Consider the following 15,797-nt stretch of genomic DNA (forward strand, 5'->3'; position numbering starts at 1 on the left):
CCCCGATAATCCCGGCATTCAGCCGCAGGTGACGCGGGCGAGCCCGCTCTTGCCCACCGTGCAGCGCGGTTGGCCCGCGACGGTGACCTTAGCCATGCCGCTGGCATCGATCCGGGCCTGCTCGGCGTCGCCGACCTGGATGCTCGCGGTGCCGCTGGCGGAGAGCGCCATGTCGGGCGCGGAAAGCGTGCGGGTGTGGGCACTGCTCGCCCCGCTGCCGCCGATCGTCAGACGGCCGACATCGCCCTCGGCCTGGAACTCGCTGGCCCCCGACAGGTCCAGGGTCAGTGCGTCGCCATGAACCGCGCGGACGGTCGCGTCGCTGGCCCCGGAGAGGTCGAACCTGGCCGATCCGCCGCGCCAGGCGGCGATGCGCAGCACGCTCGCTCCGCTGGCGCGCGCCTCGAACAGGCGGGCGTCGAGCGCTGGCAGGGTCAGCTCGGTCGCACCGCTGAGGCTGACGGCGGCCAGCGACGGCATGGTGATGGCGATCGCGACACGGCGATCATGGCCGTTGCAGCTGTTGTTGCGGCGGCCGATCCGCAGCGTCGACCCGATCGTTTCGACACGAACATTGTCGATATTCGCCGCCCGGCCCTGTACCGTCACCGCATAGGCGGCCCCCAACGTGACGGTTGCGACGTCGCAGCCGCCAAGGTCGATCCGATCGAACCCGCGCACATCGAAGCTGCGCGAGGTCTGGGCATTGTCCTGCGCGGAGACGCCAACGGCGGCGAGCGACAGCAGGGCGATGGCGGGGATCATGGTCTTCATCACAAATCCTTTCAGATCGCGCGCATGGCGCTGGCGACGATGCGGCCGTCGAGCATGTCGATGCGGCGCTTGGCGAGGTCGGCATGGCTGGGCGAGTGGGTGACCATCACGATGGTCGCGCCCGCATCGTTCAGGCCGGTCAGGATGTTCATCACCTGCTCGCCATTGGCGGTGTCGAGATTGCCGGTCGGCTCGTCCGCCAGGATCAGCTTGGGGTCACCCACGATGGCGCGGGCGATGGCGGCGCGCTGCTGCTGGCCGCCCGACAGCTGGTGGGGGAAGTGGCGCGCGCGGTGGGCGATGCCGACCTTGTCCATCGCCGCCGCCACCCGGCCGCGACGATCCCCCGCATCGCTGCGATAGGCGAGGCCGAGCGCGACATTCTCCTCGATGGTCAGTTCGTCGATCAGGTTGAAGCTCTGGAAGACGAAGCCCAGCGTCTCGGCACGGAACTTCGCCAGTTCCTTTTCGTCCACCGCCGCCAGATCGCGGTCGCCGAACAGGTATCGCCCGCCCGTCGGCCGGTCGACCGTGCCCAGCGTGTTGAGCAAGGTCGACTTGCCGCAGCCCGAGGGGCCCATGATGGCCAGGAACTCGCCCGCCGCCACATGCAGGTCGATATCGTGCAGCGCGGTCGTCTCCACCTCGTCGGAGACATAGCGGCGCTGAATGCCTTCCAGTCGGATCATCTGTCGGTCCCCCTTATCGGATGTTCAGTATGTCGCCCTTCACGGACGATGTGTTGCTGGTGACGATGCGCTCGCCGGGGTTGAGGCCGGACAGGATCTCCACCTGTTCGGGATTGCGGCGGCCGATGCGCACGGTGCGGCGGCGGGCATGCGCGCCGTCGGGATCGAGGACGAAGGCCGAGCTCCCGCCCGCCTCCAGCCAGCCGCCGACCGGGGCGACCAGCGCGCGGCTCGCGGCGCCCAGCGTGATGCGGATGTCGATCGTCTGCCCGCGATTGAGCCCGGCGGGCGGGCGGTCGAAGGTCAACTCGACCTGGAACCGCCCGTCCTTCACGGCTGGCAGCACCTTCGACACGGTCAGCCCGACGCCGTCCGAGGTCGTCGCCTTCTGCCCCACCGCGACACGGCCCAGATAATATTCGTCGACCTGTGCGACGAGCTTCCACGACCCCTCGCTGTCGACTTGGCCCGCCGGATCGCCGGGCTTGAGCGTCTGACCCGGCTGGATCGTGAAATTGGTCAGCCGCCCGCCCGTCGGCGCGCGGATGGTCAGCGCCTCCAGCCCGGCGCGCACCGCCGCCAGATTGCCCGACAGCCGCGTCTGCGTGTCGGACAGCCGCGCGGATTGGGTCGCGGTGATCCGCGCCTCGGTCGCGCGGCCGGACTTGAGCTGGGCGAGGCGCTTTTCCTGATAGGCGGCCTCCTCCTCAAAGCTGCGGACGCCCGCATCCGACAGAAAGCCCTGATCGTGAAGCTGACGCCGGATACCCAGGTCGCGCCGCGCCTTGATGAGGTCATATTCGGCCTGCGCCACCTGCCCCGCCCGGTCGAGCTTGTTGCGCTCGATCCCCAGCCCCTCGCTCGCCACGCCGCCCAGCTGGCTGGCGATCTGCGCCTCGCGGGTCAGCACGTCGAGCTTGAGCTGCGGATTGGCGAGGGTGGCGAGCGGCTGTCCCTCGCGAACCATGTCGCCGTCCTGCGCCAGCAGCTTCTCGACCTGTCCGCCCGCCAGCACGCCGACCAGCGTGGTGACGCGCGGCGTCACCGTGGCGCGGACCGGCAGGTAATCGTCGAACGCAGCGCGCGTGACCTCGCCCGTGTCGACATTGGCGGCGGCGATGTCGGTCGATCCGGCGGCGGGCAGGAAGTGCCAGACCAGACCCGCGCCGATCATCACCAGCATGGCGATCACGACCGCACGGCGACGCCACCAGGGGACGGGCTTTCGCGCGATCCGCCGGTCCATCGCGGCCCCCGGCGGGGTCCCCGAAACGCCTCCGCCATCCCCGCTGGCGGAAGTGATTGCGCCTGTCATCTGTTCGGTCATCATGGGACGAATGTCACCCAGGACGGCCGAAAAACCTAAAGCCCTATGAAACCGCCACTTTCCCCGCCGACCGCCGAATCCGACCGTTCGCGTCCGGACAGCATGTCCGAAAATGGACGGTGCGGGGCGTCGTCAAGCGCGCTGTCGATCCTGGTCATCGACGACAATCCGCGCATCGCCGAATCGCTGGGCATCGCGATCGAACTGGCCGGACACCGGCTGGATATCGCATCGGGGCCGGAAGAGGGCTTTTCCCGTCTGGCGGCGCGGCGATACGACGCGATCCTGCTCGACCTCAACTATGCCGCCGGACGCACCGATGGCGCGGAGGGGTTGGCCATGCTCGCGCGGCTGCTCGCCGACGATCCGGCGGCCTGCATCATCGTCATCACCGCGCATAGCGGCATACGCCTGGCCGTCGCCGCGATGCAGGCGGGCGCGCGCGATTTCGTCATGAAGCCGTGGCGCAATGCCGAGCTGATCGCCAAGATCGAGGTCGCCGCCGCCCGCCCCGCCCCCCGCTCCGATCGTCCCCATGTCTATGGCGGCGAGGTCCCCGGCGGCGAGCCCGCCCGGCTGTTGGGCGACAGTCCCGCGATCGAGCAGGTGCGCGCGTTGATCCGCCGCGTCGGGCCGACCCGGGCGGGGATCGTCGTCACCGGCCCGTCGGGCGCGGGGCGGACGCTGATCGCCCAGGCGGTCCATGCCGCCTCTGCGGATGCGGACCAGCCGATGGCGCGGCTGGACCTGCGCGATATGACGGCGTGGGACCGGCTGGCCGGTGAAGAGGCCGGGACCTGGCTGTTGCGCCATCCCGACCGGCTGGACGAGGTCGCGCAGGCGCGGCTGCTCGATCGGCTGCCGATGGCGGCGCGCTTCATCGCAATCGCCGACGATCCGGGCGGGATCACCCCGGCGCTGGCGCGGCGGATCGCGACGGTGGAGATCGCCACCCCCTCGCTCGCCCGGCGGCAGGCGGACATTCCCCTGCTCGCGCGCCATTTCGCCCGGATCGCCGCCGAGCGCCATGGTCGCCCGGCCCCACGCTTCACCCCGGCGGCGGAGGCGCTGCTGATCTCCGCGCCATGGCCCGACGAAGCGCGCGGCCTGTCCGCCGCGATCGAGCGGGCGCTGCTGCTGGGGGATGGTGGCGTGATCGAGGCGGCGCTGCTCGCCCCTGCCGCCGCGCCGGTCGCCGCCGCCGCCACCCCACGCTCCAGCTTCGACCTGGACGAAACAGAGCGGGGCATGATCGAGGCGGCGCTGATCGAGCATCATCACAACGTCACCCATGCCGCCCAGGCCCTGGGGCTCAGCCGGGGCGCGCTATATCGTCGCATGGCGCGCCATGGGCTTTGATGCGCCCACCCGGCGGGTCGTCGCCATCCTCCTGTCGGGACTGATGCTGACGCTGTTCGGTGGGCTGATGGTGGTGACGTGGCAGAACGGCATGCTGGGGTCGGTGCTGGGGCTGGGCCTGGGCACCGGCTGGCTGATCGGGGCGATCGGCTGGGCCGCCGCGCGGACGCCTATCCTGCCCCCTGCCCCCGCGCCCGCCGACATGGCGCCGCGCGGGCCGCCGCTTCATGCGCTGTTCGACCAGATCCCCTTGCCACTGCTGCGGATCGAGGGGCGATCGGCACGGGCGCTCAACCGTGCCGGCCGGACGCTGTTCGCGACCGACGACCGCCTGTCGTCGCCACCGCCCGCGCTGTTCGAGCCGCAGGAAAGCCGGTTGCGGCATGAGGGGCGAAGCTGGCGGATCGAACGCGTCGAGGCCGGGCCCGAGCGCGCGCTGGCCATGCTGATCGATGTCGAGGCGGAACGCCGCGCCGCCGAGGCGCATGCCGATAGCGAGATGATCGACATATTGGGGCACGAGCTGCTGAACGGCCTGTCGCCGATCGTGTCGCTGGCCGACAGCGCGGTGATAGCGGCGGAGCGGCAGGATGCGCGACTGCATGGCATCCTTGCCACCCTCGCCAGGCGGATCGAGGGGCTGGAGCGGTTCACCCGCGCCTATCGCACGCTGGCCCGGCTGCCCGATCCGGTCCGCAACCCGTTCAAGGTCACCGAACTGGCCGTCGATCTGGCGCGGTTGTTTGAGCAGCGCTTCGGAAGCGGGGTCGCACTCTCCATGGCGGTGCCGGACGGACTGATCGGGCGGTGCGACCGCGACCAGATGACGCAGGCGCTCTGGGCGCTGCTGCAAAACGCGGCCGAGGCGGCGCTGGGTGGAGCAGTCGCGCCGCAGGTGACGCTGACCGCCGCGATGGACGGGCCTGGCCTGCGCTTCGCGATTACCGACAGCGGCGGCGGCGTAGCGGGGCCGGAGCGCGCGCGGATCTTCCGCCCCTTCCACACCACCAAGCCCGACGGGTCGGGCATCGGCCTGACCCTGGCCCGACGCATCGCCCGCGCGCATGGCGGCGACCTGACGCTGTTGCCGGTGGCGACGACGACGTTCGCCTTGGCCATACCCGGCGAATAGGGCGATCTTGCCGCTTTACTTGTAGGACATAATGATCGATCTTGCCCCACAATCACAGCATCGGGGGCGGGAATGTCGGGCAGGATTCCGGGATTGGGGCGCGGACAAGGGCTTTTGCTGGCGTTGGCCAGCGTCGCCATCACTCCGACATGGGCGATGCCCGCCGCACCGAAGCTTCCGGCGCCAGCGCCCGCCGATGACGCGGCGGCGCTGGCGCACAGGGTGGCCGATGCGATCCGTCGCGATCCCGCGCTGACCGCGCCGATCCGGGGCAGCATCACCCTGCCCGATACCGCCGCCGATCTTGCCGCCACATCCGACGACCCGCAGGCCCGTCTCGTCACGATAGGCTGGCGCTCGTCGGACCCGGCGATCCTGTCGGACCGCGACCGGGGCCGGGGCGACGATCGGGTCCGCAAGGGCGTGGTCCATCGCGGCCGGACCGACCGCCGGGTTCGGCTGACCGCGACCGTGACCGCGCCGGGGGCCGCGCCGGTGATGGTCCCGCTCGACCTGACGGTCCTGGCCGCCGCCGCGCCGCGTCCCGCCGACATGAGCGCCTATATGTTCGTCTATTTCCATTCCGACACGGTGGAGGGCGAGAAGCTGCGCTTCGCGGTTTCGGACGGCAACAACGCGCTGCGATGGCGGGAACTGAACGGCGCACGGCCGGTCCTGGAGTCGAGCAAGGGCACGATGGGCCTGCGCGATCCGTTCATCCTGCGATCGGCGGAGGGCGACCGCTTCTTCCTGCTGGCGACCGACCTGTCGGTGGGGCGCAGCGGCTGGGGCGGCGCGACCAACAAGGGCAGCCATTATCTGGAAATCTGGGAATCGACCGACCTCGTCCACTGGAGCGAGCAGCGTCATGTGAAGGTCAACCTTCCCCAAGCGGGCATGACCTGGGCGCCCGAGGCGACCTACGACCCGACGATCCAGGCCTATGTCGTCTATTGGACATCGACCCTGTTCACCGATGCCAGCCACCGGACCAGTGACGGCAACGGGCCGCAGATCCTGATCTCCACCACCCGCGACTTCCGCCACTTCACCCCGCCCCGCCCCTGGTTCAAGGCCGCCGACCTGCCCTTTCTGGTGAAGGACAAGGGCATGATCGATTCCACCGTGCTGAAGGACGGCGCGGACTATTACCGCTTCACCAAGGTGTCGGAGGTGTCGGGCTGTCCTTCGTCGGACATTATGGGCCAGCGTTCCCGCACGCTGCGCGCCACCGGCCATTCGGGTGCGTGGCGCACCATCGACCGCTGCATCGGCCGCAAGGCGGGGACGCCCGAGGTCGAGGGGCCGAGCGCCTTCGTCGCCAATCCGGGCGACACCAGCGGGTTCCGATATTTCCTCTGGGTCGATAATTATGGCGGCGTCGGTTACATCCCGCTCGCCACCCGGTCGCTGCGCGGCCCCATCCGATGGACCTATCCCAAGGATTTCCGCCTGCCCGCCTCGCCGCGTCACGGCTCGGTCCTGTCGATCACCGCCAGGGAACGGGACGCGCTGGTCGCCCGCTGGAGCCCCGCCGCGCCGACCAGCGGTGCGGCACGATGAGCGGGTTGCTTCGCGCCGCCGCCTGGCCGCTGATCGTCATGGTCGCCCCCGGCTCCACCCAGCCGGTCGCGCCGCAAGCGGCCCCCTGGATCGTGCCGCCGGTCATGGCATCGGGCAGCCGCCTGCCCGTCTCGCCCGAGGGAGCGATACGCTGGTCCGCCGACCGACCGGTTCTGGACGGCGATCGCCTGGTCCTTCGCGGCGACCGGCAGGTTCGCGTCACGCTGACCGGGCGTCGCGTCATGGCCGGGGCCGGGACCCAGGAGAAGCGCTTCACCGTCACCCTCCTGCCCGGATCCGCGCCGCGCCTGTCGGCCTATGGTCGCAGCCCGACCGATGCGCATGACGCGAACCAGCCGATCATCGCCCGCTCGGTCCATCTGGCGCTTGCCACCGGCGATGGCGCCGCAACCCCGCTCAATGGGAATTACGGCATCCTCTTTCCCATCGGCGAATATGTCGGGGTCGACCGGGTCGAGCATCGCGGGATCGTCACCCCTTCGCTGTTCCATTTCGCCGATGGCAGCCTGGGCGTCATCGCGACGCGGGTCGATCTGGCGGGAAAGCCCGACACGTCGCAGCGGTCGAGCGCGCTGGTGTTCAAGAGCGATCCCGCCAGTCCCGCCGACTTCACCGAACTGGGGCTGATCGACCTTGGCACGACCGGCGGCGTCGTCGCGCCGCGCGCGATCTGGGACAGTGCCGCGCGGCGCTATCTGGTCGCCTGGCGTGACGATGCGGGCAAGCCGCATTGGGCCAGCGTCGCCGATCTGGCACGGACCGAGCGGGTGGCGACGCCCTTCTTCCCCGATCATGACGGACGCCGGATGCGCATCGTCGCGGCGGCCAATGTCGGCGCGGTGCAGGCGGGCAAAGTCGCCGGAATGGTGGAGGACGACGCCGCCCTGCCGCTCGACAGCCGGACCGCCGCCGCGCTGGCCGATCGCTATGGCCGGATCGTCAACCTGCGAGCCATGGTCGACCCGCGCCGCATCACGATCGCGCAAATTCCCCAGCTGGCGAAGACGCGGGCGCGGCTCACCTATTCGGACGGATCGTCCGCGACACGGGGCGTCGACTGGGACACCGCCGATCTGGCGCGGATCGCCCGCGGTGGGCCGGGGCATTATGTCGTGCGGGGGACCGTCCGCCAGCCCGTCTATCCGGCCATCTTCGCCTATAATCGCGCCGATCCGGTCATCTATCGCTACGCACGGGGCGGCCGGGTCCGCTATCTGTTCATCGCGACCGACGATACGAACAACGACAATGTCGGATCGGCCCATCTGCCGATCCGGGTCGCGGACAGCATCGCGGCGCTGGCCGACGACCATGGCGGGCGGGGGCGCGAGGTCGACCTGCTCAACCGCCTGACCCGGCGCGACCGTACCGCCGAGGGACGCGTGATCGCCGGATGCTATTGGGCGCCCGAGCTGCACGAGATTGGCGGGCGGCTGTCCATCCTGTTCGCGCCCTGCTTCAACCCCAGCGACGATCAGTCGAACAAGGACGGCGCCTGGGACCGGGTGGCGTCGCATATCATGCAGCTGCGGCCCGGCGGCGATCCCGCCGACCCGGCCGACTGGTCGCGCCCCGCCGCCATTCGGAAGGCGGACGGATCACCGCTGGGCCGCGTCGAATTCGCCCGCAACATCAGCCTCGACATGTCCTATGCCATGATCGGCGGGAAAGCCTATTACACCTGGTCGCAGCGCTACCTGCCGGGCCAGGGCCCGCTGGGCGATCCGCTGACCTGGATCGCACGGGTCGATCCGGCGCATCCCACCCGCCTCACCTCCACCCCGCGCCCGATCGTCGCGCCGACGCGGTCCTTCGAGGAAAATCTGTCCGAAGGGGCCTTTGCCCTCCATCATGGCGGACGCACCCATCTGATCTATTCCAGCTCGGGGGTCAGCCCAACCTATGTCGTCGGCGGCGCCTGGCTGCGCGACGGCGAGGACCCGACGCGGATCGACAACTGGCACAAATGGAACGCGCCGCTCCAGCATAGCGAGCCGATGCCCAAGGGCGTCATCGACTATCGCCGGTACGAACAAGGCGTCGGTCACGGTGCGTTCACCACCGACGAGGACGGCAATCCGCTCTACGTCTATCACAGCTGGGGCGACGGGGTGGGCGGCAATGGTCGCGACACGCGCGTGCGCCGGGTCCATTGGGCCGCCGATGGTCGCCCCGTCCTCGACATGACCCGTGACGAGGAGGTCGGGCCGTCGCAGCGGAGCGTGACGATGCGGGTGACGGTCACGCGCGGCAAGGCCCGGCGATGAAGCCCCGGTCCGCCCGCTTGCCGGGCGACCGCTTTTCCCGCAAGCTGCCGACATCATGACACTCTCCCGCCGTTCCGTGCTTGCCGCCGGCCTCGCCATGCTCGCCGCGCCCGCCGGTGCGGAAACGCCCCCGCGCCTCCGCCGCCTGTCGCTGCGGCTCGACCGGATGATCGCGCCAGGGACCGAGCCGGAGGTGATCGCGACCGGCATACGCTGGGCCGAGGGGCCCTTATGGGTGCCGCGTGGCGGCTATCTCCTCTTCTCCGATCCGCCCGCCAATATCGTCCGCCGGTGGCAGCGCGGCCGCGCGGTGTCGGTCGTGCTCGATCCTTCGGGCGCACCGGGCACCGATCCGGCGCTGGTCCGCGAGCCCGGCGCCAACGGGCTGGCGCTGGACAGGGACGGCGCGCTGCTGATCGCCAATAGCGGCGGGCGCTCGATCGACCGGGTCGACCTGACCACCGGTCGCCGCACCGTGCTGGCCGATCGCCATGCGGGCAAGCGCTTCAACAGCCCCAACGATCTGCATGTCGCGCGCGACGGGACGATCTGGTTCACCGATCCGCCCTATGGCCTGAAAGACGGCGACACCTCGCCGCTGAAGGAACAGACGGTCAACGGCGTCTATCGCCGCCACCCCGATGGCCGGATCGACCTGATCGACGGTGAGCTGACCCGCCCCAACGGCATCGCCTTGTCGCCAGACGAGCGCCGCCTCTATGTCTCGGTTTCGGACGAAGCCGCGCCCCGGATCATGGTCTATGATCTGGACGCCAGGGGCATGGCGCGCGGGCGGCGCATGCTGCTCGATGCGCGGTCGATGCTGGCGGCGGGCGGCGCCGGGCTGCCTGACGGCATGAAGGTCGCGCGGGACGGCACGCTGGTCTGCTCGGTGCCCGGCGGCATGATGCTGATGACACCGGAGGCCGAGCCGCTCGGCCTGATCGAACAGGATGCGCCGATCGCCAACTGCGCCTTTGGCGAGGGCGGCCGCGCGCTGTTCCTGGCGGCGAACGACCGCATCCTGCGCGTGGCGCTCCGCCCGGGCTGGCAGGGATAAAGCCGCCCGGCGCGGTCCGGCATCTCCAGCACCGCGCCCCACTCACGGATCGCCATCCGGCATGTTTTCATGGCCGGACGCCATGCCGAACGCGAACGGCCGACGGGTCGACCGCGTCGCCGAATCGCGTCGTCGCGCCCCGGTGACCCGGCCGCCTTATTTTGTCTGATGAAAACGCTGTAACGAATCATTTCCGCTTCATCGGCACTCGCGGATGCTCGGCAGGAACATTCGCGACGCTCGCCATCATGCGCAAGACACAGCCGTTTTGACAATTTTTCCGCTGAAAAATGAGCGATTTGCCTCCCTGTTCTTGATCCGAGCAGGTAACAGGCCACAACTTCTATTTGTCAGTCATTTGCCGATATGGCATGTTCCCAGTCGAGCCGCGAAGAGCGGCCGGACATTGGGGGAGGATATATGCGAGATTTGCAATCGCGCTGGCTGATCGGTGCATCCATGGCGGCTCTGGCCATAAGCGGGTTCAGCGGTGGCGCACAGGCGCAGACCGGCGACGCGACACCGATGCAGGGCGGCGGCCTGCGAGTCGAGGCGGGCCGCGACCCGACCAAGCCCACCGGCGCGCTGAACGCCACCCAGGTCGCGCAGGGCGTCTCCGACCAGGACATCGTCGTCACCGGCGTGCGCGAGTCCCTTCGGTCGGCGCAGGCGCTCAAGCGCAACGCCAATCAGATCGTCGACTCGGTGCAGGCGCAGGATATCGGCAAGCTGCCCGACGCCAACACGACCGAGGCGTTGCAGCGCATCACCGGCGTCCAGATCCAGCGCCGCTACGGCGAAGGCGCGACCGACTTCGATCACCGCACCTCGCCCGCCATCACTGTGCGCGGCCTGACCCAGGTGCAGAATTTCCTCGACGGCCGCGCCATCTATTCCGCCTCGGGCGGTCGCGCCTTCGACCTGGAGGGGATTCCGCCCGAATTGCTGGCGGGCATCGACGTGTACAAGAACGCCCCCGCCAACATCATCGAGGGCGGTGTGGGCGCCGCGGTGAACCTGCGCACCCGCCTGCCCTTCGACAAGCCCGGCCAGACGATCAGCGGCACCATTCGCGGCAATTACTATGACCGCGCGGACAAGTTCGGCTATTCCACCTCGGGCCTGTACAGCAACCGGTTCGACACCGGCATCGGCGAGATCGGCTTCCTGGTGAACGCGGTCTATTCGACCAGCTATTACCGTCAGGACGGCATCCTCGCCAATCCGCAACAGCCGATCCCCGCCGGATCGATCGCGGGCGCGCCCGCCAATGCCAAGGCGCCGATGGGCATGCAGGTCTATGACGATCTGGGCGACCGCCGCCGCCTGGGCGTCGCGACCGCGATCCAGTGGCGCGCCGCCGACAATCTGCTGATCACCGGCCAGTATCAGCTCGCCAAATACTGGTTCAACCGGCGCGGCGCCTATTTCTACACCGTCAATGGCGGCAGCCAGTCGAGCCCACTGCCGGGGTCCAATTTCACCTTCAACAAGGATGGCTACGCCACATCGGGGTCGCTCCAGGGCCAGAATTTCGAGTCGGGTCGCTTCGACCAGCAGCTGTGGAGCCAGAGCCAGAATTTCACGCTGGGCGCCGACTGGCAGGCGACCGACCGCGCCAAGGTCCATTTCGACGTCCAGTATCTGAAAAGCTATTACAACGCCGACCGCAACGGCCATGTCCTGACGCTGTTCACCGCGACCGGCCAGAATACGACGACCGGATCGCCGCATCCGTCGACCATCGATTTCGACCTGCGCGGCAGCCGTCCGCAATGGGATGTCCGCGACAAGGCGCTGCTGACCAACCCGGCCAATTACGCCACCCCCTATATCGCCGACGCGTTGCAGCGGAACGACGCCGACACGCTCGCGCTGGCCTATGACATCGACTATGACCTGGAGGGCGGCTTCCTGCAGAAGCTGCGCGGCGGCGCGCGCTATTCGGACAATTCGATCAACCTGCGCGGCACCTGGAACGGTGTCTGCCTGTACGCCACCGGCCCCGACCCGTCCTGCTCGGCCCCCGACGGCACCGCGCTCATCCCGCTCAGCCGCAATCCGCAGCTGGCGATGCAAGGCCCGTCCAAGAATTTCTTCGACGGACGCACCGTCACCGGCGGGCTGCTCTATCCCGCCTTCCCGGCGGGCGACGGGGTCTGGGCGCAGACCAAGGCGCTCTATGCGCTGTTCGGCGCCAAGACCAAGGATGCGTTCACGCCGGGCGACCTGAATGCGCAGACCGAAAAGACCTATACGGTCTGGGGCGCGGGCGACTTCGCGTTCACGGCGGGGGGCGTGCGCTTCGACGGCGGCGCGGGCGTCCGGCTGGTCAAGACCGACCTGACCTCGTTCGGAACGCAGTTCAATTCCAACGGCACCACCTCGCCGCTGGCGGTCCAGAAAAGCTATATCCGCGCGCTGCCCAGCGTGAACATCCGCGCCCGGCTGACCGACGAGTTCCAGATGCGCCTCGCCTATTCCAAGGGGCTGGCGCGGCCGAACTTCGACCAGCTGTCGACCAACCTGACGCTGAACAATCCCAACCAGGTCAATCCGATCACCGGCCGCCCCAGCGCCAGCTCGGGCAATCCGCGCCTGAACCCGATCTCCTCGGACAATTTCGACCTGACGGCGGAATGGTATTTCGCGCCGACCGGCTCGCTGATCGGCGGCCTGTTCTACAAGAAGGTTGACGGCTTCCTGGCCAGCGGCGTGGTCGTCCAGAATTTCCAGGGGCGCGCCTATGACGTCAGCACGGTGCTGAATTCGGGCAAGGGCACGATCAAGGGCGCCGAGATCGGCTATCAGCAGTTCTTCGACTTCCTGCCGGGGCTGCTCAGCGGGTTCGGCGTGCAGGCCAACTACACCTATGTCGACTCCAACGTGACCAACCCCTTCGCGGTCGCCGGATCGGGCATGTCGACCCAGCTGCCGCTGGAGAAGCTGTCCAAGCATAATTACAATCTGATCGGCCTGTACGAAAAGGGGCCGCTGACCGCGCGCCTCGCCTATAACTGGCGGTCGAGCTATCTCGACCAGACCTTCGGCGCGGGCACCAACCAGCCGCAATATGCCAAGCCCTATGCCTCGCTCGACGCCTCGGTCAGCGTCAATGTGAACAGCCATATCGCGCTGTCGGCGGATGCGGTGAACCTGACCAACCGCATGAACGTCACCTATATCGGCACCATCGGCCAACCGCTGCAATATCAGCTGAACGACCGCCGCTTCGGCCTGTCGCTGCGCGCGACCTATTGATCCCCGACTGCCGGCATGTCCTTATTGCAAGGACATGCCGGTATTTTTTGCGGGACGATCGCCATGGCCACCTTGCCGCCCCCGGCATTCTCCTTCTTCGGCGCCGAGGCCGCCTTCACCCTGTTGCGGATCGGGCGGGAGCGCGAACCCCTGCTGATCGTCGACCGGGCGTCGGGGCAGATGGCGGCGCTGCGCGATTTCGCCGCCAGCCGCTCCGCCTTCGCCCCCGCCGCGTCGGTGGGCAGCGGCTATCCCGGCCTGCTGGGGCCTGCGCCGGTCGCCTATATCGATGCGATGGTGCGCGCGGTGCTGCCGCTGATCGCCGCGCATTTCACGGGCGCGCCGGTTCGTCCGGCCCGTGCCCGCGGCAATTTCTCGCTCGTCACCATGCCCGCCGCCGATCTGAGCGAGGATCAGCGCGCGCCGCATGTCGATACCGCCGACCGGCTGCAATTCGCGACCGTGCATTTCCTGTCGGCCGACCATGCGGACGGCACCGCCTTTTTCCGCCACCGCGCGACGGGGTTCGAGACCATCGATGCCGAGCGCCTGCCGTCCTATCAGGCGGCGCGGGCGACCGACCCCGCCCCGCCGCCGGGCTATTGCACCGGCGACGATCCGGCCTTCGTGCGAACCGAGGCGATCCCCGCCCGGCCTGACCGGCTGATCCTCTACCGCGCGGCGCTGCTTCATTCGGGGCAGATCACCGCGTTGCCCGATAGGGCGGCGGACCCGCGCCATGGCCGGTTGACCGGCAATCTCTTCCTGCAATGCCGGATGGACGCATGAACCGACGCGACGACCAGGACGGACCGATCGCCCGGATCGCGATCATCGGCGGCGGGACCGCCGGATGGATGGCCGCCGCCGCGCTGGCCCGCGTGCTGGGGCCGCAGGGCCCCGCCATCACGCTGGTCGAGTCCGAGGAGATCGGCACCGTCGGCGTCGGCGAAGCGACCATCCCCCCGATCCAGGCGTTCAACGCGCTGCTCGGCATCGACGAGGACAGCTTCGTCCGCGCCACGCAGGGCACGTTCAAGCTGGGCATCGAGTTCGTCGACTGGCTGCGTCCCGGCCACCGCTATTTCCACCCCTTCGGCGTGCACGGCGTCGACCGGGGCGCGGTGCCGTTCGAGGCGATGTGGCAGCGGTTGCGGCTGGCGGGCGAAGCCGCGCCGCTCGAGGCCTATTCGATCTGCGCGGCGGCGGCCCGGGCGGGGCGGTTCATGCGGCCGCAGCCGGGCAACACCCCGCTCGCGCATATCGGCTATGCCTTTCACTTCGACGCGACGCTCTATGCACGATTCCTGCGCAGCCATGCCGAGGCGCAGGGCGTGGCCCGGCAAGAGGGCCGCGTGGTCGAGGTGGCGCGCGACGTCCGGCCGGAGCGCATCGCGGCGGTCGTGCTGGCCGACGGCACCCATATCGCCGCCGACCTGTTCATCGACTGCACCGGCTTTCGCGGCCTGCTGATCGGGGAGACGCTGGGCGGGGGGTTCGAGGATTGGGGCCATTGGCTGCCCAACGACCGCGCGGTGGCGGTGCCGACCGCTCCGGCAGGACCGCCTGTCCCCTTCACCCGTTCCACCGCGCATGGTGCGGGATGGCAGTGGCGTATCCCGCTTCAGCACCGGACGGGCAACGGCCATGTCTATGCCAGCCGTCATATCTCCGACGACGAGGCGACCGCGACGCTGCTCGCGCATCTGGACGGCGAGCCGCTGGCCGAACCGCGGCTGCTGCGGTTCCGCACCGGACGCCGCGACCGTTTCTGGATCGGCAATTGCGTGGCGCTGGGGCTGGCGAGCGGGTTCATGGAGCCGCTCGAGTCGACCAGTATCCATCTGATCCAGGCGGGGATCGCGCGCCTGCTGGAAATGCTGCCGACCCGCGCGTTCGAGGCGGCGGACATCCGGCGTTACAACCGGCTGATGGCGGCCGAATTCGAGAGCATCCGCGACTTCCTGATCCTGCATTTCCACGCGACCGAGCGGCGCGACACTCCCTATTGGCGGCAGCTGGCGGCGATGCCGATCCCGGACTCGCTGGCCGAGCGGATCGCGATCTACAACCGCACCGGGCGCGTGTTCCGCGAGGCGGACGAACTGTTCACCAAGACGAGCTGGCTGGCGGTGATGGATGGACAGGGACTTCACCCCGGCGCCTATGACCCGATCGCGGCGGGCATCCCGATCGAGGAACTGCGTGCCCGGCTGGATCGGATCGCGACCGTGACCCGCGCGGCGGTCGGCCATATCCCCGCCCATGCCGACTTCATCGCCCGGCATTGCGCCGCCGGGCGGTAACGGATCGGTTCGCGGCGGGACGAGCAGGCATGACGCCT

At 69.1% G+C, this 15,797-nt stretch carries 11 protein-coding genes; 8 read left to right on the plus strand and 3 right to left on the minus strand.

Translation table 11 applies throughout. The annotated features are described in order from the left end of the window. Positions 1 to 18: 18 nt before the first annotated feature. From QE360_RS17105 to QE360_RS17115, 3 genes are read right to left on the minus strand one after another with little or no spacing between them, the layout of a single operon-like run. Positions 19 to 774 carry a GIN domain-containing protein gene (locus tag QE360_RS17105; RefSeq protein ID WP_309703495.1) on the minus strand — a complete coding sequence of 252 codons (756 nt, stop codon included), beginning with the start codon at positions 772 to 774 and terminating at the stop codon, positions 19 to 21. Positions 775 to 785: 11 nt separating this feature from the next. Further along, a complete protein-coding gene (locus QE360_RS17110) occupies positions 786 to 1,463 on the minus strand; it encodes an ABC transporter ATP-binding protein (RefSeq protein WP_309703498.1) in 678 nt (225 codons plus the stop codon). Positions 1,464 to 1,476: 13 nt separating this feature from the next. Further along, the gene (locus QE360_RS17115) at positions 1,477 to 2,709 is read right to left on the minus strand and encodes an efflux RND transporter periplasmic adaptor subunit (RefSeq protein WP_309703500.1); all 1,233 of its coding nucleotides are present in this window, start codon (positions 2,707 to 2,709) and stop codon (positions 1,477 to 1,479) included. Positions 2,710 to 2,835: 126 nt separating this feature from the next. Here QE360_RS17115 and QE360_RS17120 point away from each other — a divergent pair, with 126 nt between their 5' ends. The 8 genes from QE360_RS17120 (at position 2,836) to QE360_RS17155 (ending at position 15,759) form a co-directional block, all read left to right on the plus strand. Continuing rightward, complete coding sequence (locus tag QE360_RS17120; RefSeq protein WP_309703505.1) at positions 2,836 to 4,149, plus strand: response regulator; 1,314 nt, start codon at positions 2,836 to 2,838, stop codon at positions 4,147 to 4,149. Continuing rightward, a complete protein-coding gene (locus tag QE360_RS17125) occupies positions 4,139 to 5,281 on the plus strand; it encodes a HAMP domain-containing sensor histidine kinase (protein ID WP_309703507.1) in 1,143 nt (380 codons plus the stop codon). The genes QE360_RS17120 and QE360_RS17125 overlap by 11 nt, the downstream gene beginning before the upstream one ends. Positions 5,282 to 5,353: 72 nt before the next feature. After that, complete coding sequence (locus QE360_RS17130) at positions 5,354 to 6,844, plus strand: glycoside hydrolase family 43 protein (protein WP_309703510.1); 1,491 nt, start codon at positions 5,354 to 5,356, stop codon at positions 6,842 to 6,844. After that, positions 6,841 to 9,132 carry a family 43 glycosylhydrolase gene (locus QE360_RS17135; RefSeq protein WP_309703512.1) on the plus strand — a complete coding sequence of 764 codons (2,292 nt, stop codon included), beginning with the start codon at positions 6,841 to 6,843 and terminating at the stop codon, positions 9,130 to 9,132. The genes QE360_RS17130 and QE360_RS17135 overlap by 4 nt, the downstream gene beginning before the upstream one ends. A gap of 55 nt (positions 9,133 to 9,187) precedes the next feature. After that, positions 9,188 to 10,192 (plus strand): SMP-30/gluconolactonase/LRE family protein, encoded by a 1,005-nt coding sequence (locus tag QE360_RS17140; protein WP_309703516.1) that lies wholly within the window; start codon positions 9,188 to 9,190, stop codon positions 10,190 to 10,192. 420 nt (positions 10,193 to 10,612) lie between these two features. Further along, entirely contained in the window at positions 10,613 to 13,453 is a 2,841-nt protein-coding gene (locus tag QE360_RS17145; RefSeq protein ID WP_309703518.1) for a TonB-dependent receptor, read from the plus strand. Positions 13,454 to 13,516: 63 nt separating this feature from the next. Next, complete coding sequence (locus QE360_RS17150) at positions 13,517 to 14,242, plus strand: DUF6445 family protein (protein WP_309703520.1); 726 nt, start codon at positions 13,517 to 13,519, stop codon at positions 14,240 to 14,242. Next, positions 14,239 to 15,759, plus strand: coding sequence for a tryptophan 7-halogenase (locus tag QE360_RS17155; protein ID WP_309703522.1), 1,521 nt, complete (start codon positions 14,239 to 14,241; stop codon positions 15,757 to 15,759). Before QE360_RS17150 ends, QE360_RS17155 begins: the two co-directional genes overlap by 4 nt. Positions 15,760 to 15,797 lie beyond the last annotated feature (38 nt).

The organism is Sphingomonas sp. SORGH_AS_0789 (assembly GCF_031453055.1).
Taxonomy (GTDB): domain Bacteria; phylum Pseudomonadota; class Alphaproteobacteria; order Sphingomonadales; family Sphingomonadaceae; genus Sphingomonas.